The sequence below is a fragment of the Deinococcus aestuarii genome (assembly GCF_018863415.1).
In the GTDB taxonomy this organism is placed as follows: domain Bacteria; phylum Deinococcota; class Deinococci; order Deinococcales; family Deinococcaceae; genus Deinococcus; species Deinococcus aestuarii.
In genome coordinates this window covers 11,502-36,982 of the sequence record NZ_JAHKSN010000028.1, presented here as the reverse complement: position 1 = coordinate 36,982, position 25,481 = coordinate 11,502, and the positions used below count along the sequence as shown (strand labels likewise).

Here is a 25,481-nt window from a genome sequence, read left to right as displayed (position 1 = left end):
CCCTCCAGGACGCATAAACCGCAGTCAGGTCACAGCAATTTGGGGGTGCCGACCCACAGGATCAGGGTCTCCGTCTCGCCCGGGTTCTCCCAGGCGTGCGGGGTGGTGCTGGTGTGCTGGGCACTGTCTCCGGCGCCCAGGAGGTGACCCTCCTCACCGACCTGGAGCCGCAGTTCCCCGCGCAGGACGTAGAGAAACTCCTCGCCGAGGTGCGTGGCAGGGGGAGAGGTGAAGTGCGGCTCCACATGAGTGAGGAGCGGTTCCATCCTCAGACCCTCCCCACCCCCGGCCAGGCTCTTGATGCGAAAGGGCAGCTCGCGGACGCTCAGGGAGTGGTTGTCGCTCGCGCGCACCACCACGGCGTGGTGCTCCGGCTCGGGGATGAAGAAATTCAGGCTGACCCCGAGGGCCCGGGCGATGCCCGCGAGAGACGTGACCGTGGGGTTCGCCTGATTGCGTTCGAGCTGGGAGAGATACGGGACCGACAGACCGCTGGACTCACTCACGGCCCTCAGCGTGAGCGAGAGTTGACGGCGGCGGGCGCGAATTCGGGAGCCGAGTTGCAGGCGCACCTCCAGTCCACCTGCCGGCGCAGGATCGTGAGTGGAGTGCCGTCACAGTGGCAAAATTATTCTGGGATGTCAAAAAAATTCTGATCAGGCCGGGCAAGGGATGGGTGGAGGGGGCTGAGGTGGGCGCGGATCACATCTGACCCCGCGTCCTGCCGCCTGACGGTGGTCGGGTCGAGCACGCCAGCGACCTCAGCCGGATCAAACAGCGTCCCCACCATCACGTTCAGCGGCCCGAAGCCCAGCTCCATCACCAGGACGAGGACGAGTGCCGGCCCGGTGCAGCCCGGCGCGGTCCAGTTCAGGGGGCGAGTGATGCGCCGCCCCATCCAGGTCACCATCCCCAGTTCGGCCACCGCCAGGACCGAGCCCAGTATGCCCACCCTGACCGCACCCCGGCTCTTGGCGAGGGTGTCAACCACCCCCTCGGGGGAGCAGCGACAGACCACCGGGCCGATCAGGGGGTCGAGGAGGTCCGTTCATGACCACGCCCTTCCTGCCCAGCCCCTCGGACACCGAGGCCGCCCGGGTCCGGCTCGAACAGCTCCAGCCCCAGGCTGGGCAGGTCCCTGCTCGGCTCGCGGGGATCCTCGGTCAACTCGCCGCAGGCAAGGCCGTGCAAGTTGTGACCCTCGACCCGGAGATGACCACCCAACAGGCCGCCGACCTGCTGGGCGTCAGTCGTCCCTCCCTCGTCAAGCTGGTGAAAGAGGGGGCGCTTCCCCACCGCAAGGTCGGCCCCCGGCGGCGCGCAGGGTGAAGTGGAAGGTGCTCCCCTGTCCCGGGACGGACTCAACCCAGAGGCGGCCCCCATGTCCCTCCACGGTCTTCTGGCAGATCGAGAGCCCCAGGCCCGTGCCCTCGTACTGCTCCCTGGAATGCAGCCGCTGGAACATCACGAAGATGCGCTCCAGGTATTCGGGCTCAATTCCGATGCCGTTGTCCGTGACCCGGATGTGCCAGACCTCCCCCTCGCGCCCCACGCCCACGTGCACCTCGGGCCGCACGTCCGGGCGCGTGAACTTCAGGGCGTTCCCGAGCAGGTTCTGGAAGAGCTGCGCGAGTTGCGGCCCGTCTCCCAGCACCGTCGGCAGCGGGTCGTGGGTGACCCGCGCGCCCGTGGCGCTCACCCGGATGTGCAGGCGGGACAGGGCGTCGGCGAACGGCACCTCCAGGTCCAGCGGCCGGAGCGGCACCTGATCCCCCGAGAGGCGGGAGAAGGTGAGCAGGTCGTCCACCAGCGTCTTCATGCGGCCCGTCCCCTTGAGGAGCATGTTCAGGTAAAGGCGGCCCTTGTCGTCGAGGTGCGCCTCGTACTTCTTCAGGAGCAGGCCCGCGAAGCTGGAGACCGTGCGGATCGGCTCTTGCAGGTCATGCGAGGCGACGTACGCGAAGCGTTCCAGCTCGGCGTTGCTGCGTTGCAGGCGCTCGTTGCTGCGCTGCAACTCCGCCGTGCGCGCCGTGACCCGCGCTTCCAGCGAGGCGTTCAGGTCCCGCAGCCGCGCCTGGGCCTCGCGCTGCTCGGTCACGTCGGTGTTGGTGCCGAACCAGCGCACGACCCGCCCACCCTCGTCCCGGATCGGCACCGCCCGCGACAGGAACCAGCGGTACCCGCCGCCTTTGCCCCGCAGCGGGAAGGTGTCCTCCCACACGTCCCCCATCTCGACGGCGCGGCTGAATTTCTCCACCACCCGGTCCACGTGGTCGGGGTGGTGCACCCGCGTCCAGCCCCACCCCTGCATCTCGTCGAGCGTGGTGCCGGTGTAGTCGTACCAGCGCCGGTTGTACCAGGTGATCGCGCCCGAGGCGTCGGTCGTCCAGGCGAACTGGCTCATGTGGTCGGCGAGTTCGCGGAAGCGTGCCTCGCTTCCGGCCAGGGCGAGTTGGGTCTCCTGACGGTCGTGCACGTCCGTCGCGCTGCCCAGCCACTCGCCGTCCGCCAGGGGGCGCACCTGAACGTGGTGCCAGCGGTAGGCCCCGTCGCGGCGCCGAAGGCGCACCTCGCAGGTGTACGTCTGACCCCTCGACAGGCCCTGCTGACGCGCTGCCCGCAGGGCAGGCAGATCTCCCGGGTGAATCACCTGCTCCCAGGCGTCTTGCTCCAGCCTCTCCCCGAGGCCGGTGTACTCGGCCCAGGTGTGGTTGAACTGGACCAGGGTGTCCACCGGGCGCGAGGTCCACATCAGTTGTGGGGCGGCGTCGAGCAGGGCGCGGGCCCGGAGGCGGGTCACCCGTTCCTCCTCGAAGAGGCGCGCGCGTTCCAGGGCCTGCGCGAGCACGCCCGCGAGGGTCAGCATGAAGCGGCGCTCGGCCCCGTCCACCTCCCGGGCCTCCACGAACCCCAGCGTGAGCACCCCGACGGCCCGGCCATCTGTGATCAGGGGCAACAGGGCCAGGGTGCCGGAGGGGGTGTCCTGCCTTCCCACCAGATGCGGATACTGCGAGGCGAAGCGCTCGTAGGGCAGGATCAGGGGCTCCCCGCCGCGCAACACGTCCGCGGCGGGAACGGACAGGTGGGCGGGCAGCACCCGGAAGGCCCGCAGGCCCTCCTCGGGGTAGCCGTGGGCGCCGATCAGGTGCAGCTCACGGCCCCCCGCGCGCAGCACCGTGACGCTGGCGCGCGGGGCGTCGAGCACCCGCGCGCAGAGGGGCAGGGCCCCCAGGACACCGGACACGTCATGGGCCCCGGCGAGGGTGGCCGTGACCTCCTGCACCTGGACGGCGCGTGCCTCGACACGCTTGAGGGCGTGGATGTCGTGCGCGACCGCTACCCAGGAGACTTCCGTCCCCACCGAGGCGCTCTGACCCTGCACGCAGAACCAGCGGTAGCTGCCGTCCCGTCCCCGCAGCCGGGCCTCGTGCTCGCAGGGCGTGCCCTCCAGCCAGGACCGTTGCCAGCTCGCCAGGGCGTCCTCCCGGTCCCCCGGATGCAGCACCTCGGCGAACAGACCGCCTGCACCGTCGGTGGACACGCCGCTGTACCGGGCAAAGGCGCGGTTCACGAAGACGAGGTTTCCCCCGGCGTCCGTGGCCCAGGCGGGCGCCGTCAAGGCGTCGAGGAGCGCGAACGGGGGGCTCACGAGGGACGACTCGGACACCCCATCAGTTTAAGGCTTTCTAAAGAAATGACTGTTCGGTTCTCGACTTCATGAGCAGGGCGGGTCGACGTGGGAGGCTGAGGAAGGTGGCGCCCTCGCCGGGTCGGCCCTCGACCCACACCCTTCTCCCGTGTTTCCCCACGTTTCCGACTGTGGAGCGAGCCGGAGAGCCCTCCTTCGAGGCGGACCAGGGGGCGCTGGCTCGCCCGCTCCAACGGGCGTCACAGCCAGCAGCGCGGCCCCGTTGGCATCGAGGTTCCACCCGGCAGTCTGGCGCCGCTGTTCTCCCCACCCGAACGCCTGCCGACCGGCCCCGAGCCGCGTGGTCTGCGGGTGCTGTTCCAGCCCCAGGACCGTCCCGCACCCCTGGCCGACCTTTTCGAGACCGCCTCCTTCCCGGCCCTCGTCGCCCGCGAGCGCCGCACCCGGCTCCTCGACCTGCTCCGCGGTCCGGGTCTGTTCTCGGTCTTCCAACCGATCATGCGCCTGCACGACCAGGGTACCGGGGTGGACGGGCACCGGGCCCTGCTGGGCGCGACGGTGGACGGGCGGCTCGTTCCCCCCGGCGAGAGGTTCGAGATGGACCGGGCGGAGAGCAGTGCGACCGGGTTCTCCAGCCTCGGGCTCCGGTCCAGGACGCCCTGGGTCGGCAGCAGGGGCAGGGTGAGCTCAATGCCGTTGATGCCGCCCCAGGCGGCCCAGATGTTCCCCACCGCCCTGTTCTCCGCCGGGCAGGGTGAGGGGTTGGAGGTCATGCAGGCCACCTCGTCTGATGCGAGACCCGACCACCTGGGACCGAGCCGGAGCGTCTCAACTCCCCCTCGCCCTCCCGGTGGACCGTTTCGTGCGCCACCGTGGGCGAGATCCTGGTGCGTTCCTCGGCCAGCTCCCCCTGTTCCAACCCGGGTGTCTGCTGGGCGAGGGGACACCCTCCCGGGACGCTCTTCCAGTCTGTTCCCGGCCTCAGGAGGCCACGACCAGGGCCTGCGGCGCCGCCTGCTTGATGCGGGTCAGGAAAAAGGCGATCTGCCGCCTGGTGTCCTTGCCGCATTCCTGGCAGACCTGCTCCAGGTCGTCGTCCCGGAGGGCCTGGGCGGCCTGTTCGAGCACCGTCCAGCAGAGGTGCACCTCGTTCGCGAGCAGCCACAGGTCGTGCAGGTCACGCAACAGCGCCAGGCTGCCCTGACGCGGGCCATGAAAGAGGGCCTTTTCGAGCGCGGCGGGCTCGGGATTTTTGCCCTCGCTGTACTTCTGCACCAGCGGCTTCAGGTGCTCGATGTGTCCCCTCGACCACGACGCGAGGAGTCGGCACGTCTCCTCGATGTCCGGTTCGTCCCCATGGTGCTCGGCGACCCTCGTCAGGGCGTCCACCAGCCGCTTCTCGCTGCCGTGTACCAGACCGAGATAGTTTCCGACGTGCATCTTCAGCCCTCCACCCTTGGCGTGGTCCTGGGCTGCGGGCTCCCCGACTTCGGGCCGGAGACGGGCGCTTCCTTCTCTCCCGACACCAGGTTCTGCACGGCCTCTACCACGCGGCCCAGCAGCCCCGGTTTCGGCAGGGCGTCCGCGCCGTACCTGCTGATGCGCACCGCGGCGTACTTGAAGTGCGGCTGCTTGCTCACGGGGTCCCACTCGGTCAGGGTGAGTTCGTTCGCGGCGCGCGGGCGGCCGGGATCGTCCCAGTAGCCGTAGTGCCAGGGAATGAAGACCAGGCCCGGCTCGATGTTGCCGATCAGCGCCCGCTCGATCACGAACCCGCGCCGCGACTCCACCAGAGTCCAGTCGTCATGTTCGATGCCGTATCTTGCGGCGTCCTCGGCGGAGAGCTGCACGAAGGCGTCTGGTGCCGCGTCCTGCAAGGCTTTCGAGCGGCCCGTCTTGGTCCGGGTGTGGAAGTGGTACACCTGCCGCCCGGTGGTGAGCCACAGGGGGTACTCGTCGTCGGGCACCTCGTGCGGCTCGCGGTACTCGCTCGCCTTGATCAGGGCCTTTCCGTTCGGGTCGTTCGCCCTGTACTCCTGCGCGGTGACGGCGGCCCCGGTGTCGAAGTCCTGCCCGTAGGTCTCGGCGTAGTCCGCGCCCGTGGGGAACTGGTGGTCGGTATAGAGCCGCACGGTGCCGTCCGGGTGCGCCTCGTTCACCGGCCAGGGAATCCCGCTGCCGGAGAGCAGTTGCCCGTAGGTCAGGCCGGTGTAGTCGCAGGGCCGACCGCGCGTGCATTCCTTCCAAGCCTCGAACGCACTCTCCGGGTCATGCCACTTCACCAGGGGCTGCCCGTCCTGATCGCGGAAGTCCATGCGCCGCGCGTAGTCGAGGAAGATGTCGAGGTCGCTCCTGGCCTCGCCGGGCGGCTCGACGGCTTGGCACGAGATATGCACGGTCCGGCTGACGTTCGTGAAGGTGCCGGTCTTCTCGCCCCAGATCGCGGCGGGCAGCACCACGTCGGCATAGCGCGCCGTTTCCGTCATGAAGGCGTCCTGCACGATCACGAAGAGGCCTTTTTGTTCAAGGATGGTGCGGACGCGCCCGAGGTCCGGCAGGGAGACCGCCGGGTTGGTCGCGCTGATCCACAGCAGCTTGATACTGCCCTGCTCGCAATAGCGGAAGATCTGCATGGCGTGGGTGGGCGGGCTCCAGTGCGGAATCCTGTTGAAGGGGACGTTCCAGAGCGTGGCAAGTTGTTGGATATGCTCCGGGTTGCCCCAGTTGCGAAAGCCCGGCAGGTCGCCGTCCGCGCCGGTCTCGCGGGTGTTCTGCGCGGTGGGCTGCCCGTTCATCTGGAGGATGCCGCTGCCGGGTTTCCCGATCAGCCCGCGGATCAGGTGGATGTTGTTCACCTGCACGGCGGCGGCGGTCGCCTGCATCGACTGGTACACCCCTTGCAGGAGGGTGGAGACCAGGGTCTCCGTGTTCGCCAGCAGCTCCCCGGCGGCCCTGAGATCGGCGGCGGGCACCCCGGAGAGCTCCTCGACGTACTCGGGCGTGTACTTCTCCACCGTCTTCCTCAGCTCGCCGTACCCGACGGTGTGCGCCTCCAGGAAGGCGGGGTCGGTCTTGCCCGCCCGGGTGATCAGGTGGAGCAACCCGTTGAGCACCGCCACGTTCGTCCCGACTCTCGGGGCGAGGTGCACGGTGGCCTGCTCGGCGGTAAAGGTGCGCCGGGGGTCGATCACGATGATCTTGGGCGGATTCGTCCCGGCAAGGCGGTCGAGAATACGCGTCCACAACACCGTTTGCTGCGAGGCGATGTTGTGCCCGACGTGCAGGATGGTGTCGGTCACGTCGAGGTCCTCGTAGCTGCCGGGCTGACCGTCGCACCCGAAGGATTCCTTGAGGGCGGCGGCGGAGGTCGCCGTACACAGCCGGGTGTTGCCGTCCATGTGCGGCGTGCCGAGGCCACCCTTCCCGATGACGCTCAGGGTGTAGTACTCCTCTAAGAAGAGCTGCCCCGACGTGTAGAAGCCGATGGCCCCCGAGGTGTGTCTCCCGACGATCTCCCTCGACTTCTGCACGATGAGGTCCATCGCCTCGTCCCAGCTCGCCTCCTGCAACCGGCCCCCCTTGCGGATCAACGGCCTTTGCAGCCGGTCGGGGCTGTCGTTCGCCACCCAGCCGTGCAGGCCCTTGGGTCCCAGGCGGCCCTTGTTGGTGACGTCGGTGGCGAGCCCGCGCACGCCGACGATCTTGCCGTCCTTCACGCCGATGTCGAGGCCGCAGCCGTTGGAGCACAGCACGCACGTTCCCCGGACCCACCGCTCGGGCGCCCCGGACACCCGCTCGTCGACCCGGACCGGCCAGTCCTGCCCGGGGCCGTACGGGGTGCGCTCACCCCAGATGTCGTTGATGCTGTTGCGCGTTTCGCTGGTCATCCCCTTGCCTCCTGCCCCCGTTGATCCGCCGTTGCCTGGAGCTTCTGGTGAAAATGTCGCTTAGCTCATTCTTCCCCCACCGGCGCTTCAGGCTGACCTCGGCATCGTCAGCAGGCGCAGAGCCGCCGTCCGTCCTCTGGCCGTCCCCCGTTCGCCAGGAAAGAAGAGGGCCCCCGCGCTTCATGCGGAACAGGACGTGGCACAGGCCAGAGAGGCGGCGCGTCAAATTCGCTTGACGCGCCGCCAGCCTCACCCCCGCGCCGTCACGGCTGGGCGTTGCCGCCGTTGACCCCGTAGACCTGCCCGGTGGCGTAGCTCGACTCCTGCGAGGCCAGCGTCACGTAGGCCGCCGCCAGCTCGGCGGGCTGCCCGGGGCGCATGATCGGCGTGTTCGCCCCGAACTGCGGCAGCTTGTTCGGGTCCTGGCCGCCGCTGGGCTGGAGCGGCGTCCAGATCGGCCCCGGCGCCACGGCGTTCACCCGGATGCCCTTGTGGATGACCTGCTTGGAGAGCAGCTTGGTAAAGGCCACCTGCGCGGCTTTCGTCTGCGCGTAGTCGAGCAGGTTCGGGGAAGGGTCGTAGGCCTGCTCGGACGCCGTGACGATGATGCTCGCCCCCGGCTGGAAGTGCGGCATGGCCGCCTTGGTGATCCAGAACATCGCGTAGAGGTTGGTCTTCATCGTCCAGTCGAACAGCTCGGTCGTCAGGTCCTCGATGGAGGGCACCTGATGCTGCCGCGCCGCGTTGCTCACCAGGATGTCGAGGCCGCCGAGTTCGCGGACCGCCCGCGCGACGAGTTCCTGACAAAAGGCCTCGCTGCGGAGATCGCCGGGAATGGCGACGGCCTTGCGCCCCGCCGCCCGGATCAGGGCGATGACCTCGCGGGCGTCACTCTCCTCGGCGGGCAGGTAGTTGATCGCCACGTCGGCGCCCTCACGGGCGTAGGCAATCGCCACCGCGCGCCCGATGCCCGAGTCGCCGCCGGTGATGAGCGCCTTGCGGCCCACCAGCCGCCCGGTTCCCTGGTAGCTCGTCTCGCCGTGGTCAGGACGAGGAACCATCTTGCTCGCCAACCCCGGCCAGGGCTGCGTCTGCTTGGGGAAGGGCGGCTTGGGGTACTGGGTGACCGGGTTGCGCTTCACCGACTGCGCGGGGATGCGCCCGCTGCTCCCCAGGTTGCTGTTCTGCCGCGCGAGGGCCGTCGGGATGGTGAGCGCCGCGGCCAGCCCGCCGAGCTTGCCAAGAACCCTGCGTCTGGACTGGATCGTGGGATCAGGAATGGGATCAGGCTCGGTCATGGGCGGTTCCTTTCTGCTGTCCAGTGTGGTGCGCCCCGACAGGGCGCCTCTGTCTTCCCGCGTACCGTTCCCGGACTCAACACAACTTGTCGATGGTGATCGGCAGGTCCCGGACCCGTTTTCCCGTCGCGTGGTAGACCGCGTTCGCCACCGCCGCTGCCAGCCCCACGATGCCGAGTTCGCCCGCGCCCCGCGCCCCGAGGCGGCTCGCGTGGGGGTCGGGCACGTCGAGCACATGAACCTCCACCGCGCCGATGTCCGCGTTGACGGGAAGCTGGTACTCGGCGAGGTCGGCGTTCAGCACCAGCCCCGTTCCCGGGTCCACGTCCGTCTGCTCGTGCAACGCCATCCCGACGCCCCAGATCATCCCGCCGATGAGTTGGCTCTCCGCCGTCTTGCGGTTGAGCACCCGCCCGATGTCGAAGACGCCCACGATGCGGGACACCCGCGGCGTCATCAGGTCGGGGTCCACCCGCACCTCCACGAAGGCCGCCCCGAAGGAATGCCGGGCGTACCCCGCCGCGTCCGCCTCCGTCGAGGCGTTCTTGGCCCCCATCATCTGGTCGAGGCTCTTCGGGTCACCGCCCACCGGCAGCACCTCGCGGTAGACCTCGACGTGGTTGCGGCCCGCGCGCGTCAGGATGTCCTGAAAGGTCTCCCCGCGCGAGGGCTCGTCCCGCTTGAACAGGCGCCCCTCCCGGGCGTCGAGGTCGAGGGGGTTCAGCCCGTGCAGCGGCGACTCCTCGTCCTGCACCGCGATCAGGGCGAGTTCCTGCCGCGCCCCCTGCGAGGCCGCCATCACCACGTCGCCCACGCTGGCCGCCGTGCGCGAGCCGCCCGAGTAGGCGTTCTTGGGGTAGTTGGTGTCGCCCAGCAGGACCTTCACGCTCCCGGCCTCCATCCCGAAGCCGTCGGCGGCGATCTGAGTCAGGATGGTGTAGGTGCCGGTCCCGATGTCCTGCGAGCCCGCCTCGATCTCCGCGCGGCCATCGTCGAAGATGCGGGCGCGGGCGGTCGCGGCGCTGGCGTAGACGGGGTAGGTCACCGTCGCCATCCCCCAGCCGATCAGCGTGTCGCCGTCGCGCATGGAGCCCGGCTCGGGGGTACGCCGCTCCCAGCCGAAGAGGTCGGCGCCCTGCCGGTAGCACTCGCGCAGGAGCTTGCTGCTGTAGGGGAGGCCGCTCTTGGGGTCCGTCTCGGCGTAGTTCCGCAGCCGCACTTCCAGGGGGTCGAGCCCGGCAGCGACGGCGAGTTCGTCCACCGCGCTCTCCAGGGCGAAGGACCCGCTCGCCTCGCCGGGGGCGCGCATCATGATCCCCTCGCCCGCGTGGGTCCGCGCGAGTTCGTGCGAGACCGCCATGTTCGGCACGTCGTAGAGCATCTGGGTCACGCCCGCGACCGGCTCGGGGAAGTCGCCGTTCATCCCCGCCTGGGTCTCGGCCTGGATGGAGATGGAGGTGATCTTGCCGTCCCTCGTCGCGCCGAGTTTGTACTTCTGCACCGTGGCGGGCCGGTAACCCACGCCCGCGAACATCTGCGCCCGGGTGCGCGAGAGCTTGACGGGGCGCTTCACGATCTTCGCCGCCAGTGCCGCAAGCGGCAGGTGCGACCACGTGGCGGCCTTGCTGCCGAAGCCCCCGCCGATGTAGGGCGAGACCACCCGCACGTGTTCGGGGTCCAGGCCGAAGTGGTGGGCCAGGGTGTGTTTCGGGGCCAGAATCCACTGGCTCGGCTCGTACACGGTGAGGTGCGTCTCGCTCTCCCACACGGCCAGGGTGCCGTGCATCTCCAGCGGGTTGTGGTTCTCCTGCGGGGTGGTGTAGGTGAGGTCAAGCTGAATTTCGGCCTCCGCGAACGCCTTCTCGGCCTCCCCGCGCTGATACTCCTCGTCCTCCACCGGCTCCCGGAGGTCTGCACGCCCACTCTTCAGGCTCTCCTCCAGCGTCCCGATGAAGGGCTCCTCCTCGTACTCGGGCTCGATGAGGACGGCCCCGTGTTGCGCCTGCTCCAGCGTCTCGGCCACGACGACGGCGACGACCTGCCCGCGCTGCTCGATCTTGTCCGTCTGGAGGGGCAGCAGGGCCGTGCCCGAGGTGCCCTCCGGGAAGGGGGCCTCGACGGGTTTGAGCTTTACGCCCCCCGACTCGTGGGTCAGTACCGCCAGCACGCCGGGCACCGTTAGGGCGGCGGAGGTGTCGATGCGCCTCACACGTCCATGCGCGATGGAGGACGTGACGAGAACGGCGTGGGCGACGTTGGGCACCTCGTACTCGACCGCATAGGTGGCGTGGCCCGTCACCTTGTCGGGGCCGTCCACCCGGTCCAGCCGCCGACCGATGGCGCCGCCGGGCACGTCCAGGGGGAGGGGCTTGGGGAGTGCGCGGGTCATGCCCTTTCTCCAGTCATGGGTCCTCCGGTCACGCGCTCCAGCGCGCGGACGATGACGTTTCTCGCCAGGCCGACCTTGTAGGCGTTCTGCGCCAGGGGCCGGGCGTCCCGCAGGGCGACGCGGGCGGCCTCCTCGAAGGCGGCGCGGGTGGCGGGCTGGCCGCGCAGGGCCTCCTCCGCCTCCCGCGCCCGCCACGGTACCGTCCCGACCCCGCCGAGGGCGATCCGCACGTCCCGCACCGTGTCACCGTCCAGATCGACGGCCACCGCCGCCGAGGCCAGCGCGAAGGCGTAGGACTCGCGCTCGCGGACCTTGAGGTAGGTGCCGTTCACCGCCCAGGGCAGCGCGGGCAGGTTCAGGCTTACGATCAGCTCGCCGGGCTTCAGATCATGCTCCAGCTCCGGGTGATTTTCAGGCTTCAGCAGGAAGTCGGTCAGCGCCACCTCCCGCTCGCCCTCCGGCCCGTGCAATGTCAGCGAGCAGTCGAGCGCGACGAGCGCCACCGCCGCGTCCGAGGCGTGGACGGCGATGCAGCACTCGGAGGTGCCCAGGACGGCGTGTTTGCGGTGGTCGCCCTCGATGGCGCCGCAGCCGCTGCCGATGTCGCGCTTGTTGCACCTGGGAAAGTCAAGGTTGCGGAAGTAGGGGCAGCGGGTCCGCTGCATCACGTTCCCCGACATGGAGGCCATGTTGCGAATCTGCTGGGAGGCCCCGGCCAGGATCGCCTCGCTGAGCAGGGGGTAGCGTTCCCGCACCAGGGGATGCTCGGCGGTCGCGGTGTTGCTGGCAAGCGCCCCGATCCGCAGCCCGCCCCCCGCGTTCCCGATCTCCCGCAGCGGCAGGCGGGTGATGTCGGTCACCAGCGAAGGGCGTTCCACGTCCAGCCGCATCAGGTCGATCAGGGTGGTGCCGCCCGCGAGGAAGCGACCGCCGAGCGTCAGGGCCTGCCCCTCGTTCTCCGCCCGCCCGTACTCAAAGGGCCGCATCGCTGACCTCCCCGGTGCCCGCCACGCTCTGAACCGCCTTCACGATCTGCGGGTAGGCGGCGCAGCGGCAGAGGTTGCCGCTCATGAAGTCCTTGAGGTCGGCCTCGCCCTGAGCGTGCCCCGTCTGCACGCAGGCGACCGCCGACATGATCTGCCCCGGCGTGCAGTACCCGCACTGGAAGGCGTCGTGCTCGATAAAGGCCCGCTGCATGGGGTGTAAGGCTTCCCCGTCCGCCAGGCCCTCGATGGTCGTGACGGAGCGCCCCTCCAAAGTCGCCGTCAGGGTCAGGCACGAGAGGTAAGGCTCGCCGTCCACGTGGACCGTGCAGGCGCCGCACTGCCCGTGGTTGCAGCCCTTCTTGCTGCCCGTCAGACCCAGCCGCTCGCGCAGCACGTCGAGGAGGGTGGCTTGTGGCGGGACCTCGACCTGCCGGGCCTCGCCGTTCACGTACAGGGAGACGCTCAGCTCCTGCCTGGTCCGTTCGCTCCGGGTCGTCGTCATAGGGTCCTCCTCCGGGCCTGCTTGACGTTCATGGTGCGGTGGGTGGGGTCGGCGCGGGTTCATCCGGTGTCACGCGCGCCTCGCGGAGCGCCACCCTGCCGGGACGACCCTCCCTGGACCGATCAGGGCCGTTCGGGTGATCGCCGGGTGCAACGCGGCCTCGGTGTACACGCTCGCCTCCTGCACGCCCCAGAGTAACCGCCCCGGTGGGCTGGTTCAGGCCGTTCTCCGCGCGGGTTGAGGCGGCTGGGGACTCTTGGAGCCCTCTAAACAGATTGCCTCCTCCACCTTGTCGGTCGCTCGGGGCGCCAGGCTTCCCAATAGGGCCAGGCCCCGGGCGCCCCCGCCGACGCACACGTCCCGGTTGGGGTGCGCTGCGGCGTGCAGGAGGGTCCGGGCCACTGCCTCCGGGGCAGAGACCGGCGGGGCGTGCTCGGGCTCGGCCTCCAGGTAGTTCCTGGCATGGTGCGGGTAAGGGATGTCGATGGTGGCGGGCTTGACCAGGGTGACCGGGACGGGCGCGCCCGCGTGCTCCAGCTCCATCCGCAGCGCGTGGGTGAAGCCCTCTACGGCATGTTCTCCGGCACTGTAGATGCCCTGAAGCGGGATCGCGCGGTCCGACAGGACGCCGATGTCGATCAGGGCCCCACCGTGCGTCCGCAGGTGGGCCACCGCCCCACGCGAGCCGTAGATCAGGCCCCACACGTTGATCTCGAACAGACGGCACATGTCCTCCACAGGCACCTCCGTCAGCTCGCCGCATATCGAGACGCCCGCATGATTCATCCGGGTGTCGAAGCCGCCGAAGTGCTCCCGGACGACTTCAGCGATGCGCCGCACGTCCTCTTCCCGGCTCATGTTGGCGACGGCGTGTGCCACCTGACCCCCTGACCTCGAAGCTCCCCGGTCAACCGCCGCAGGGCGTCCCTCGCTGCGGACAGGACCAGCCGGGTCCCTTACCTCACCGCAGGATCACGGGCTGGGCGTTCACCTTCACCCGGAAGAGGGCGTAGGGCTTCACCCGCTGGTCGATGCCGTAGTGGTAGCGGCCCTGCCGGTTGAGCTGGTTACTCAGGATGTAGAGGTACCCGCCCCGGATCGCCAGCGTGTCGGGCCAGATCAGGCGGGGGTCACGTACGACCGTCTCGAACTCGCCGTTCGGCAGGCGGCGGATGATCGCGTTCTGCTCATGGTTGGTGGTGTACAGCCGCCCGAAGGTGTCCTCGGCCATCCCGTCGGAGACGCCTTTCTCGCCCAGGTCGCGCACCTGGGCCTTGACTTGCGCGTCACTCAACGACTCGTCGCGCAGGGCCGCCGTGGGCACCGCGTACAACCGGCGCGAGGCGGTGGGGGCGTAGTACAGGGTGCTCCCATCCGGGCTGATGGCGATGGAGTCGGCCCCGAAGGAGAGGGTGCGCGCGGGCCCGCCCTGTGGACGCTCCAGCAGCGCGCGCCCGTCCGCGAAGGAGACGAATCCCGGCACCGGCTTCACCGTCGCGTCGCCCGTCAGCTTGCGCCAGCTTCGCCCCGAGGCGAGGTCCACCACGATCAGCCCGGCCCCCGACTTCGCCCCCGAGTCGGTGATATAGGCTACCCCGTCCGCCCCGAAGCGCAGGTCCACCCGCAGGTCGTTGAGATAGGTGTTCGGCAGCACCACGCCCGCGGGGAAGCGGATCGTCTTGACCACCCGGTTCGTGCGCGTGTCGATCCCGACGAGCTTGGGCGCCCGCTGATCGACGACGGGCCCGAGGTTGATCGTGCCCGTGTCGAGCACCCACAGCCGGTCCCTGCCGTCCACGAGGAGGCCCTGCACGCCCACGAAGGAGTCGTAGTTGTTCGGGATCTTGAGGGTGTTGAGGTCCCGGTTGGGGTAGGGCACCTCGCGCCCGCCCCTGATCTCCGCGACCGAGAAGGGCACGATGTCCTCCCAGCGCGGGTACGACACGAAGATGCGTCCCTGGCTGTTCACGGTCACGCCCACGGGCATATGCCCGGAAAAGGTGTGGACGAGTTCGAGGGGAGCGCCCAGGCGCGCGGGCGACGCGGGCAGCGAGGCGGCGGGCTGCGCCGGAGCGGGCGAGGACGCGAGGGTCAGGGCCAGGAGGCTGGGCCATAGGGAGAGGGAACGGAGCATGTGGGTTCCTTCCGAGCCGGTGATGGAGACGGAACATCGAATGGTCGTTGGCGTGAGCGGCACCACCGAGGGAGGCAGAACTCGAGCCCAGTTCTCGAATGCCGAGGAAATTCTCCACCCCTGCCCGGGCGTTTCCTTTCAGGAAATGCAGAGCCGGAGCACATAAGGTTCTCGACCTTCGACTCGGCAGGCGCCGCACCACGCCTACCCCAGCGCCTCGACCGCGAGGATGCCCTCCGCAACGTCCTTCAAGGTCTGGCCCGTCACATCCGGCTTCGGGGCGGCTGGACCGAGCACCTTGCCGGCTCGTCCCACGAACGCTGTGCGGCAACCTGCATTCGCCGCGCCCGTCACGGCCCAGGGATGCGCGGCGACGAGCCACAGATCGCCCGTCGTTACGCCCAGCTTCTCGGACGGGGGTTTGAGCCGCTTCACGTCATCGGCCGAAAGGGCCTGCTCGAAGAAGTTCCGCAGACCCGCCGAGTTGGTGAGGGTCGCCAGGCGATAGCCCGCCTCCCGCAGTCGTTCCGGGGCGGGCGGTGCGTCGAGGTGGGCGGCGGCACCGACCGTCACGCCGCGCTTCCCGGCAAGCATGGTCAGGGTGCCCGATCCCAGCGGCTCGAAGGTGCGGTGCTCGCCCACCATGGTGGAGACGAGTGCGTTGTGCAGCAGGCGCTCGAACCAGGCCGCCCGCGCTCCCGGATCGCCGAACACCTCGGGATTGGACTTTCCAGTGGGTGTACTGGGTCGGCCCTCACCGCCCGCACCCTGTGGCGTCTGCCCACCCGGCCGGTCGCACCGACTCCCGGAGCCCGGTCAACCTGAGCATGCCGAGTCGGAGAGAGGCTTGGAGCATTTGCCGAGCGCAGAATTGTCACCCTGAACGACGTGAAGGGTCTCGCCCGGCCCGTTGGAGAGGTTTCGCTGCGCTCAGCATGACAGTCTTCTCGTGTCAAATGCTTTGGATGCGGTCGGGTCTCTCCTTCCTTTTCCTGGACGGAAGCCGGGCGGTGGGCGGGCTCAGCCCAGCACCATTGCCCGGCTCAGGCGCTCGTGGCGCTCCAGCAGGGGCGGCAGGTCCAGCGTGACCAGCTCGCCGCCCTCCACGACGACCCGGCCTCCCACCATGCTCAGCGCCACGCGCGGCGGGCTGCACAGGGTCAGGGCCGCGAGCGGGTCGTGCCGTGCCCCGGCGAAGGCGAGGTCGTTGAGGTTCACGGCGATCAGGTCGGCGGCGAAGCCGGGTGCGAGTTGCCCGAGGTCCTCCCGGCCCAGCACCTCCGCCCCTCCCCGGGTGGCGAGCCAGAGGGCCTCGGAGGCGCTCAAGGCGTCCGCCGCGCGGGGTGCCTCGCCGGGAGCCCCGCGCACGCGCGAGGAGAGCAGCGCCTGTCGCGCCTCCCCGAGCAGGTGCGCGCCGTCGTTGCTGGCGCTGCCGTCCACCCCGAGGGCCACCCGCACGCCCGCCTCCAGCAGCTCCCGCACCGGGGCGATGCCGCTCGCCAGGCGCATGTTGCTGCTCGGGCAGTGGGCGACGCCGCAGCCGCACCGGCCCAGCCGAGCCGCGTCCGCCGGGCTGAAGTGGACCCCGTGCGCGAACCACACGTCCGGCCCCAGCCACCCCAGCGACTCGGCGTAGTCCAGGGGCCGCAGGCCGAAGCGGGCCAGGCAGAAGGCGTCCTCGTCGGCCGTCTCCGCGAGGTGGGTGTGGAGCCGGACGCCGTGGACGCGAGCCAGGCGGGCGCTCTCGCGCATCAGGTCGCCCGTCACCGAGAAGGGCGAGCAGGGCGCCAGCGCCACCCGCGTCAGGGCCAGGGGCCGGGGGTCGTGGAAGGCCGCGATCACCCGCGCGCTGTCGCGCAGGATGTCGTCCTCCCGCTCTACGGCGCGGTCGGGGGGCAGCCCGCCCTGCGACTCCCCCAGGCTCATGCTGCCGCGCGTCGCGTGGAAGCGCAGGCCGGTCTCCCGCGCCGCGTGGATGGTGTCGTCCAGCCGCACCCCGTTCGGGTAGAGGTATAAGTGGTCGCTGCTCGTCGTGCAGCCGGAGAGCGCCAGCTCGGCCAGCCCCACCTGCGCGCTCACGAAGGCCGCCTCCGGGGTCAGGCGCAGCCAGATGGGGTAGAGCGTCCGCAGCCAGTCGAACAGCCCCGAATCGGGCGCCAGGCAGCGGGTGAGGTTCTGGTAGAGGTGGTGGTGGGTGTTGATCAGCCCGGGCAGGACGACGTGCCCGCCGAGGTCGCGGACGTGGTGGCCGGGGGCCAGCAGTTCGGCGGGCAGCTCCCGTTCCGGGCCGACCCAGCGCACACGCGGTCCCTCGATCAGCACGGCGGCGTCGGAAATCGGCGGTGAGGGGGCCTCGCGTTCGCCCCCCATCGTCAGCAGGGTGTGGATGCCGCGCAGCAGCGTCTGGGGCTCGTGGGGTGCGGTCATGGAAAGCCTCCTGAAGAAGAAAGGTCCCGGCCACGCGGACCAGGACCAGGAGTTGGGGGAAGGGGGCCGGGGCCGTGCTACTCGCCGACCAGCCAGATGTAGCGGATGAGGAGCAGCGCGGCGACGCCGTAGAGGATGGGGCTGACCTGCCGCGCGCGCCCGCTGAAGAGCTTGATCGCGCAGTAGCTGATCACGCCTAAGGAGACCCCGTTGGCGATGGAGAAGGTCAGCGGCATGGCAATGACAGTCAGGAAGGCCGGCAACCCCTCGCTGATGTCGTCCCAGTCCACGTGCCGCACCCCCTCCATCATCAGCGCCCCCACCAGGATCAGGGCGGGCGCGGTCGCGGCCCCCGGAATCGCGGCGGCGAGCGGCCACAGGAACATGGCGAGCAGGAACAACACCCCGACCGTCACGGCGGTGAGCCCGGTGCGGCCCCCCTCCCCGATGCCGCTGGCCGACTCTACGTACGCCGTCGTCGTGCTCGTGCCCATAAAGGCACCGAACATCGCGGCCAGCCCGTCCATCGCAAAGAGGCGCCGGGCGCGCGGCATGTTGCCGTGCTCGTCCAGAAAGCCTGCCCGCTGCGACAGCCCCGTCAGCGTCCCCGTCGCGTCGAAGAAGTCCACGAAGAAGAAGGTGAACACCACGCTCAGGAGGCCCAGGCCGAGCGCCCCCGCCAGGTCGAGTTGCCCCACGAGCGAGGAGGGCCAGACCGGCGTGCCGAAGATGCCCAGGAACGTGCCGTCGAAGCCGGGGAAAGCCCGCAGCGCCCCGTTCTCCCCGCCTGCGTACACGGCGGCGCCGGTGAGGATGGCGACGGCGGTGGTGGCGAGGATGCTCCACAGGATGGCGCCGGTCACGCGGCGGCTCATCAGGACGGCGGCGATGATCAGCCCCAGCAGCGCCAGCCACACGGTCGGGGCGCGCAGCGAACCCAGGCCGAGCAGGGTCGCGTCGTTGCTGACGACCAGCCCGGCGCTGCGCAGCCCCAGAAAGGCCAGAAAGGCGCCGATGCCGCCGGTGATGGCGAACTTGAGCGAGGTGGGGATGGCCTGCACGATGGCCTGGCGCGCACCCAGGACGCTGAGCAGGACGAAGAGCACGCCGCTGATGAAGACGGCGCCCAGCGCCGTCTGCCACGGGACGCCGAGGCCCTGCACGACCGTGAAGGCGAAGAAGGCGTTGAGGCCCATGCCGGGTGCCTGCGCGAAGGGGTACTTGGCGATCAACCCCATGACCAGCGAGCCGAAGGCGGCGGCGATGGCGGTCGTCATCAGGAGCTGCACGAAGGCGTTGGGCACCTGGATCGCGGCGGACAGGACCTGCGGGTTGACGAAGAGGATGTAGCTCATCGTGAGGAAGGTCGTCAGGCCCGCGCGCAGCTCGCGGGGGACGGTCGAGCCGGAGGCGCTCAGACCGAAGAAACGGTCGAGGCCGGAGCTGGCCGCGGGACGGGGGGCAGAAACGTCGGACATGCTCAGTCTCCTGTCGGAAAGCCCTCGGCCTGGGGCAGGTCCCCGAAGGCTGGAAAACTCGGGAGAATGGAACGGCCACCCGAGCAGCCGACGTGGCCTGTCCGGGACGGAGTGGCAGCGGCCTGCCTCAAGCCGGGGGACCGTCCCGGGCACGGGAGAGCCGGGTCATACGCCGACCTCGCTGGGGGTGGCGGGCCGTTCGTACACCTGATCGCCCTCCACCCAGACCCGGGCCACGTCCGCCTGGGTCCCCATGGTGAACAGGGCCGCCAGGACGCGCTCACCACTCTCCGCGTGCCGCAGCACGGTTGCCAGCGTGCTGCCCCCCGGGGGGCGCAGGTACACCGCGTCGAAGGCCTTGCCCACGCCGAAATCGCCCGTCCGGTCGTGCAGGTCGAGCGCCTGGGCGCCCGCCCGCGTCGCCAGGTACAGCAGGTGCGCCGGTGCGAGCGGCTGTCCCGCCTCGCCGAGGAGCTGCTGCATGAAATAGGCCTGGAGCCCCTCCTTGAGCATCGAAAAGCCCGTGCCGCCCCCCACGTCGGTGCCCAGCGAGACGTGGACGCCCGCCTGGAGGTGGCGGCGCAGCGGGAAGAGGCCGCTTCCCAGGGACGAGTTGCTGCACGGGCAGTGCGCGGCGGTGCAGCCACAAGCCGCCATGACGTCCAGCTCGCGCCCGGTCGGGTGGACGTTGTGGGCGAGAACGCTGTGGCGGGTGACCAGCCCCGCGCGCTCGTAGGTGTCGAGGTAGTCGCGGGCGCCGGGAAAGAGCCCGCGCACCACCTCGACCTCGCGGCGGTTCTCGTTGATGTGGCTGGTGAAGCGCACGCCCGGGAACTCGCCCGTCAAGGCCGCGCAGGCGTCGAGGATCCCCTCGCTCGCCGACAGGGCGAACCGTGGCGTCACGGCATACAGGGCTCGGCCCATCCCGTGCCAACGTTCGATCAGCGCCCTCCCCTCGGCGTAGGCCCGCTCCGGTGTGGTGTGGAGTTCGGGGCGCAGCAGGCGGTCGGAGACGACCTGCCCGGCCACCACCCGCAGGCCGCTGCGGGCCGCCTCCCCGAAAAAGGCGTCCATCGCGGCGGCGTAGTGGCTGCCGAACACCAGGGCGGTCGTCGTGCCGTTCGCCGCGAGGGCGGACAGAAATTCGCGGGCGACCGCCCCGGCGTAGGTGGCGTCGGCCAGGCGCGCCTCCTCCGGCAGGGTGTTGCGGTCGAGCCATTCGAGCAGCCCCATCCCCAGCCCGCCCAGCACCCGGACCTGCGGGTAGTGGACATGGGTGTCCACGAAGCCGGGCAGCAACACGCCGCCGCGCAGATCGACGACCTCGGCGCGGGGGTGCGCGGCCCGCAGGTCCGGGTAGGGCGACGCGGCCAGGATGCGGCCCCCCTCCACGAGCAGGGCGCCGTCCTCCAGGACGTGCAGCGCGTCCGGCGTGTCGAAGGGGCTCGCGGGGGTGTGCATCAGGGTGGCGCGGTAGAGCTTCATGGGGTCCTCTGGGGAGTGGGGACGGAAGAGACGGCGCAGGGCTCGGCCGCCTCCAGCACCTGCTGGAGTTGCGCGGCCACGCTCAGGGCGATCACCGCCGGGCTCTTGCCCCGAATGCCGGGAAGGCCGATGGGCGTGGTGATGCGGGCCAGGGTCTCCTCGGCATGACCCACTGCCCGCAGTTGCTCGCGGAAGCGCGCCCACTTGACCTTCGACCCGATGAGTCCGGTGAAGCCCAGATCGGGGCGGCGCAGGGCGGCGTCGCACAGGGCGGCGTCCTCGGCGTGGTCGTGGGTCATGATCAGGAGGTGGGTTCCGGCGGGCAGCTCCGCGAGGGCCAGCTCGGGAATCGGTGCGTGATGGACGTGCAGGCGGGCGGCGCCGCCCGCGAGCCCGGCCAGGCGCCCGGGGGTGAGCTGCGTGGTGCGCGAGTCGATCAGGTGGAGGTGCACGGGCAGGGTGTTAAGAATGCCTGCCAGCGCCAGCCCCACGTGGCCCACCCCGAACACGGCGAGGTGCGGGCGCGCGGTCGCCAGGGGTTCGAGGAGCAGCGTCACCTCCCCGCCGCAGCACTGGCGCCCGTACTCGTTCGGGGCCCGGTCGGTCAGCCGCAGGGTGAGCAGTTCGGGGGTCGTCGCCCGGCAGGCGAGCAGCGCCCGGGCCCGCTCGACGGCGGTCGCCTCCAGGTTGCCGCCGCCCACGCTGTCCCAGCTCTCCGTCGGGCCAACGACCATCTTCGCGCCCGCCTCGCGCGGGGCGTGGCCTCGCACCGCCGCGACGGTCACGAGGACGCCGGGTTCGCCGCGGTCCGCGAGGCCCTGCACCGCCTCCAGCCAGCCCGGCACGTCAGTCCGCCGCCACGTGGGGCGAGGGGGTGGGCCGGGCGCTCGCCTGCCGGGCCGCGTCGAGCGCCCAGAAGACGGCCTCGGGGGTGGCGGGGCTCGCCAGCTCCGTCACCCGCCCCTCCGGGCCGAAGGCCGCCGCCGCCTGCCGCAGGGCCTCGCGCACGCTGATCGCCAACATCAGGGGCGGCTCGCCCACCGCCTTGGAGCCGTACACCACGCCGCTCTCGGTGGCCCGCTCCAGCAGCGCCACGTTGAAGACCTCCGGCATCTCGGAAAAGCTCGGCAGCTTGTAGGTGCTCGCGGCCTGGGTGGCGAGGCGGCCCCGGTGCGGCCCGTCCGACGTGTCCCAGCGCAGCTCCTCCAGGGTCAGCCAGCCCGCCCCCTGCACGAACCCGCCCTCCACCTGCCCGAGGTCGATCAGCGGCGAGAGGCTGTCGCCCACATCGTGCAGGATGTCCACCCGGCGCAGGCGGTAGGCCCCGGAAAAGCCGTCCACCTCCACCTCGCTGACCGAGGCGCCGTAGGAGAAATATTTGAAGGGCTCGCCCTGCATGGTGGTGCGGTCCCAGTGCAGGCCCGGCGTGCGGTAGAAGCCCGCCGCCCAGAGCTGCGTCCGCAGGTGGTAGGCGTCGTGGACGACCTGCCGGAAGTCCATCCCCAGTTCGGGGTGCCCGACCGGGAAGACGCGCCCGTTCTCGAAGCGCACGTCGTTCGGGTGGACGCCCAGCGCCCCCACCTTCGCCGCCAGCGTGCCCAGCGACCCTGCCGCCACCGCCGCCAGCCGCCCCTTGATCTGCTCGCAGGCGTCCTTGATTGCCCCGCCGTTGAGGTCCGCGCCGCTGCTCGCCGCCGTGGCGGAGGTGTTGGGCACCTTGTCCGTCCGGGTAGGGGCGAGGCGCACGCAGGAGAGCGGCACGCCGAGGGCGGTCGCCGCCACCTGCATCATCTTCGTGTGCAGCCCCTGGCCCATCTCGGTGCCGCCGTGGTTGATCAGGACCGAGCCGTCCTTGTAGACGTGGACGAGGGCGCCCGCCTGGTTGTACGCCGTGAAGTTGAAGGAGATGCCGAACTTGACGGGCGTGACGGCGAGGCCACGTTTGGTGTGCGGGTGCGATTCGTTGAAGGCCCGCACCTCCTGCGTCCGCGCCGCGAAGTCCGAGCGGGAGAGCAGGGTGGTCCAGAGGTCCTCCAGCCGCTCGGCGTGGCGCACGGGCTGGCCGTAGGGGGTGGCCTCGCCGGGCTGGTAGAAGTTGCGCGCCCGCAGCTCGTGCGGTTCGAGCCCCAGCAGCGGCGCGCAGCGGCCCAGGAGGTCCTCGATCACCAGCATGCCCTGCGGCCCGCCGAAGCCCCGGAAGGCCGTCTGCGAGGTCTTGTTCGTCTTGGCGATGCGCCCGTGGACCTCGACGTGGGGGATGAAGTACGCGTTGTCGATGTGGCACAGGGCGCGGGCGAGCACCGGCTCGGAGAGGTCGAGGCTCCACCCGCCGTCCGAGGTGAGGGTGGCCTGGAGGGCGAGCAACCTGCCGTCCTCGTCGAAGCCAACCCGCCAGCTCGCGTGGAAGGGGTGCCTCTTGCCCGTCAGGGTGAGGTCCTGCTGGCGATTGAGGCGCAACCTCACCGGGCGGCCCGTCAGCACCGCCCCCAACGCGGCGATGGCAGCGTACCCGTGCGGCTGCATCTCCTTGCCGCCGAAACCGCCGCCCATCCGCAGGCACTGGACGGTGACCTCGCTGCTGGTGCGGCCCAGCACGTGCGCCACGATTTCCTGCGTCTCGGTGGGGTGCTGGGTGCTCGACTGCACGAAGACCTGCCCCCATTCGTCCACGTGGGCCAGCGAGGCGTTCGTCTCCAGGTAGAAGTGTTCCTGCCCACCGAACTCGAATTCGCCCTCGAAGACGTGGGTGGCCTGTTCCAGCCCGAAGGATGCGTCGCCCCGGCGCAGGGTGGGCTGGCTCCCCTGGAAGGATTCGGCGGCGATGGCCTCGTGAATGGTCACCAGGGCGGGCAGCGGTTCGTACTCGACCTCGATCACCTGCGACCCCAGCCGCGCGGCCTCGATGCTCTCGGCGAGCACCCAGCAGACCGCGTGGCCGTGGTACATGACCTCGGTCGGGAAGAGGGGCTCGTCGTGCTTCACGCCCGCGTCGTTCACCCCCGGCACGTCGTCGGCCGTCAGCACCCGGACCACGCCGGGCACCTCCAGGGCGGGCGCGACGTTCAGCCGGGTCACGCGGGCGTGGGCGTGGGGGGCCTGGAGCGGCCACGCGTGGAGGAGGTTCTGGAGCCGCACCCCCAGGTCGTCGGTATAGAGCGCGGACCCCGTGACGTGCGCTTCGGCGCTCTCGTGGGGGATGGCTTCGCCCACCGCACCCACCGGGGGCCTCTCGAACAGGCTGGTCATACGGTCACCTCCTGGCCGGTCTTCTCGAAGGAGAACTTCAGCAGGGCCTGTTCCAGCATCGCCGCGCGGTAGGCGGCGCTGGCGCGGAGATCGTCGAGCGGCGTGCCCTCCTCCCGCAGCACGCGGGCGGCCTCGCGGACCGTCCGCTCGTTCCAGGGTTGGCCGGTCAGGGCCTCCTCGGTAGCCCAGGCGCGGAGCGGGGTCGCCGCCACGCCGCCCAGCCCGATGCGGACCGAGCGCACCACGTCGCCGTCGAGGTCGAGCGCGATGGCGACCGCCACGGAGGAGATGTCGTCGAAGCGACGCTTGGCGATCTTGGAAAAGCCGGTGACGGGCGCCAGGGGAAGCGGAATCCGCACGGCCCGGATGAGTTCGCCGGGCTCACGCCGCGTGCGCCGGTAGCCGGTGAAGTATTCGGAGAGCGGCACCTCGCGCTCGCCCGCCCGCGAGGCCAGCACCACCCCGGCGTCCAGCGCCAGCAGCACGGGCAGGCTGTCCCCGATGGGCGAGGCGGTGCCCAGGTTGCCGCCCAGCGTGGCGCTGTTGCGGATCAGGCGCGAGGCGAAGAGGGGGAAGAGTTCGTCCATGAGCGGCACCCGCCCCGCGAGCCGCCGCTCGACCTCCGAGAGGCTGAGCGCCGCGCCGATCTCCACATGGGCCGTGGTCCACTCCAGGGTCCGCAGCTCGGGCAGCCCGTCGAGCGCGATGGTCGTCGCGGCGCGCGAGTGGCGGAGATTCACGTCCACCGCCCAGTCGGTGCCCCCCGCGAGGAGCACGGCCCCGGGGTGCGCGGCGAGCAGGCCCAGCGCCTGCGCGAGCCCCGTGGGGCGCCAGAACTCGCCGTCCGGGGTGGACAGGTGGGTGGCCTGCGGGACGGGCGCGGGGTGCTCGCGGCGGCGGGCGAAGGCGTCCTCCTGCGCCGGGGCGCCCAGCGCGAGGGCGGCGTCCTGAATCGGGCGGTAGCCGGTGCAGCGGCAGAGGTTGCCGCTCAGCGCGTGGATGTCAAAATCCGTTGCGGGCCGGTCCTCCCGGTAATATTCGGCGGCCATGCTCACCACGAAGCCGGGCGTGCAGTACCCGCACTGCGAGCCGCCCCGCACGGCGAGTTCGCGCTGGACGGGGTGAAGGCATCCCGGCGTCCCCAGGCCCTCGGCGGTGACGACCTCCTGCCCGTTCAGGGCCGCGAGCAGGACGAGGCAACTGTTCACGGACTCCAGCCGGGTGCCGCCGTCCTTGGCCGGGCGAGCGACCAAGACGGCGCAGGCGCCACACTCGCCCTCCGCGCAGCCCTCCTTGCTGCCCGTCAGACCCTGGTCTCGCAGCCAGTTCAGCAACGTGGTATGGGGCTGGACTCCGCGCGCCTCGCGGGGAACGCCGTTGACGGTCAGGATGATGCTGTCCATGCTGGCTCCTTGCTTCTGGCGGTGAGTCGCCAAAAAGGCGTCCGCCTCGTGTCTGGCACACGCCGACCGGGAGAGGTCAAGCGCATGGTTGACGCACGAGGCGGACCGCTGGTTATCCATGCAGAACAGTGGTCTGGGTTGTCGTTACGAAGGGATGATACTGAGACGCCTATCTATTTGCAAGAGGTCAGGCGCAAGGTGCGTTGAACTCAGTCCAGAGAGAGGGGCCTCGCGCTCGGGGCACAGACCAGGGGTGTTCGGGTCCCGGCATCTGGCCGAGGTGCGACCAGTGTACGACTCCAGCGCGCTGCTCAACGCGGGTCGGATCGAGGGAGCTGGGCGTGCTGTCCTTCGGGTGATTCTGGCGCAAGGTCCTCGTTTCTACATAGGGTTCATGCTTTGCAAGCTGGCCGGGTGCAGAGTCTGTCCCTTCTGACGAAGGCGCTGGGCGGCAGCGGTGTCTCTGAGGTCCGTGCGAGGGCGTTTTGCCGCCATGCAGGCCTGCTCGGCGCGCAGGGGAAGGCGGGACCACCGGACCCATGAAGGCAGGGTGTCGCAGGCGCAGCAGCGGGTGGCGCACCTCGGGGTGGGGTGAGT

At 70.4% G+C, this 25,481-nt stretch carries 18 protein-coding genes and 1 pseudogene; 1 reads left to right on the top strand and 18 read right to left on the bottom strand.

Translation table 11 applies throughout. The annotated features are described in order from the left end of the window. Nucleotides 1–29: 29 nt before the first annotated feature. Both IC605_RS22160 and IC605_RS22155 read right to left on the bottom strand, forming a co-directional pair. Entirely contained in the window at nt 30–572 is a 543-nt protein-coding gene (locus IC605_RS22160) for a helix-turn-helix domain-containing protein (protein ID WP_216329066.1), read from the bottom strand. 56 nt (nt 573–628) lie between these two features. Next, nucleotides 629–991, bottom strand: a complete 363-nt coding sequence (locus IC605_RS22155) for a hypothetical protein (RefSeq protein ID WP_216329064.1) — start codon at nt 989–991, stop codon at nt 629–631. Between the two features lie 59 nt (nt 992–1,050). Here IC605_RS22155 and IC605_RS22150 point away from each other — a divergent pair, with 59 nt between their 5' ends. Then, nucleotides 1,051–1,329, top strand: coding sequence for a helix-turn-helix domain-containing protein (locus IC605_RS22150; protein ID WP_216329062.1), 279 nt, complete (start codon nt 1,051–1,053; stop codon nt 1,327–1,329). On the opposite strand, the gene IC605_RS25470 is transcribed toward IC605_RS22150, so the two are convergent. The 16 genes and pseudogenes from IC605_RS25470 to IC605_RS22070 all read right to left on the bottom strand — a co-directional run bounded on the left by IC605_RS25470 (nt 1,265) and on the right by IC605_RS22070 (nt 24,884). Continuing rightward, nucleotides 1,265–3,667, bottom strand: coding sequence for a PAS domain S-box protein (locus tag IC605_RS25470; protein ID WP_216329060.1), 2,403 nt, complete (start codon nt 3,665–3,667; stop codon nt 1,265–1,267). The genes IC605_RS22150 and IC605_RS25470 overlap by 65 nt on opposite strands. A gap of 963 nt (nt 3,668–4,630) precedes the next feature. Then, nucleotides 4,631–5,089, bottom strand: a complete 459-nt coding sequence (locus IC605_RS22140; protein ID WP_216329057.1) for a hypothetical protein — start codon at nt 5,087–5,089, stop codon at nt 4,631–4,633. Between the two features lie 2 nt (nt 5,090–5,091). Continuing rightward, complete coding sequence (locus IC605_RS22135) at nt 5,092–7,536, bottom strand: molybdopterin oxidoreductase family protein (RefSeq protein WP_216329056.1); 2,445 nt, start codon at nt 7,534–7,536, stop codon at nt 5,092–5,094. A 263-nt stretch (nt 7,537–7,799) separates the two neighbouring features. Continuing rightward, entirely contained in the window at nt 7,800–8,834 is a 1,035-nt protein-coding gene (locus IC605_RS22130; RefSeq protein WP_216329055.1) for an SDR family oxidoreductase, read from the bottom strand. 76 nt (nt 8,835–8,910) lie between these two features. Further along, nucleotides 8,911–11,223: a xanthine dehydrogenase family protein molybdopterin-binding subunit gene (locus IC605_RS22125; RefSeq protein WP_216329054.1), complete on the bottom strand. Its 2,313-nt coding sequence runs from the start codon at nt 11,221–11,223 to the stop codon at nt 8,911–8,913. After that, a complete protein-coding gene (locus IC605_RS22120) occupies nt 11,220–12,209 on the bottom strand; it encodes an FAD binding domain-containing protein (protein ID WP_216329053.1) in 990 nt (329 codons plus the stop codon). Before IC605_RS22120 ends, IC605_RS22125 begins: the two co-directional genes overlap by 4 nt. Next, nucleotides 12,196–12,711 (bottom strand): (2Fe-2S)-binding protein, encoded by a 516-nt coding sequence (locus IC605_RS22115; protein ID WP_216329052.1) that lies wholly within the window; start codon nt 12,709–12,711, stop codon nt 12,196–12,198. Before IC605_RS22115 ends, IC605_RS22120 begins: the two co-directional genes overlap by 14 nt. 216 nt (nt 12,712–12,927) lie before the next feature. Beyond that, a pseudogene (locus IC605_RS22110) lies at nt 12,928–13,620 on the bottom strand (SDR family NAD(P)-dependent oxidoreductase); the annotation flags it as partial. A 52-nt stretch (nt 13,621–13,672) separates the two neighbouring features. Next, nucleotides 13,673–14,845 (bottom strand): L-dopachrome tautomerase-related protein, encoded by a 1,173-nt coding sequence (locus tag IC605_RS22105; protein ID WP_216329050.1) that lies wholly within the window; start codon nt 14,843–14,845, stop codon nt 13,673–13,675. Between the two features lie 204 nt (nt 14,846–15,049). Further along, nucleotides 15,050–15,559, bottom strand: coding sequence for an HAD family hydrolase (locus tag IC605_RS22100; protein WP_216329049.1), 510 nt, complete (start codon nt 15,557–15,559; stop codon nt 15,050–15,052). 306 nt (nt 15,560–15,865) lie between these two features. Continuing rightward, on the bottom strand, nt 15,866–17,272 hold the full coding sequence (locus IC605_RS22095) for an 8-oxoguanine deaminase (protein ID WP_216329047.1): 1,407 nt from the start codon (nt 17,270–17,272) through the stop codon (nt 15,866–15,868). Between the two features lie 77 nt (nt 17,273–17,349). Next, entirely contained in the window at nt 17,350–18,750 is a 1,401-nt protein-coding gene (locus tag IC605_RS22090; RefSeq protein WP_216329046.1) for an NCS2 family permease, read from the bottom strand. 165 nt (nt 18,751–18,915) lie between these two features. Further along, on the bottom strand, nt 18,916–20,235 hold the full coding sequence (gene guaD, locus IC605_RS22085) for a guanine deaminase (RefSeq protein ID WP_216329044.1): 1,320 nt from the start codon (nt 20,233–20,235) through the stop codon (nt 18,916–18,918). Next, on the bottom strand, nt 20,232–21,080 hold the full coding sequence (gene xdhC / locus IC605_RS22080) for a xanthine dehydrogenase accessory protein XdhC (RefSeq protein WP_216329043.1): 849 nt from the start codon (nt 21,078–21,080) through the stop codon (nt 20,232–20,234). Before xdhC ends, guaD begins: the two co-directional genes overlap by 4 nt. 1 nt (nt 21,081) lies before the next feature. Continuing rightward, a complete protein-coding gene (xdhB, locus tag IC605_RS22075; RefSeq protein WP_216329041.1) occupies nt 21,082–23,481 on the bottom strand; it encodes a xanthine dehydrogenase molybdopterin binding subunit in 2,400 nt (799 codons plus the stop codon). Beyond that, the gene (locus IC605_RS22070; protein WP_216329039.1) at nt 23,478–24,884 is read right to left on the bottom strand and encodes a xanthine dehydrogenase small subunit; all 1,407 of its coding nucleotides are present in this window, start codon (nt 24,882–24,884) and stop codon (nt 23,478–23,480) included. Before IC605_RS22070 ends, xdhB begins: the two co-directional genes overlap by 4 nt. Nucleotides 24,885–25,481 lie beyond the last annotated feature (597 nt).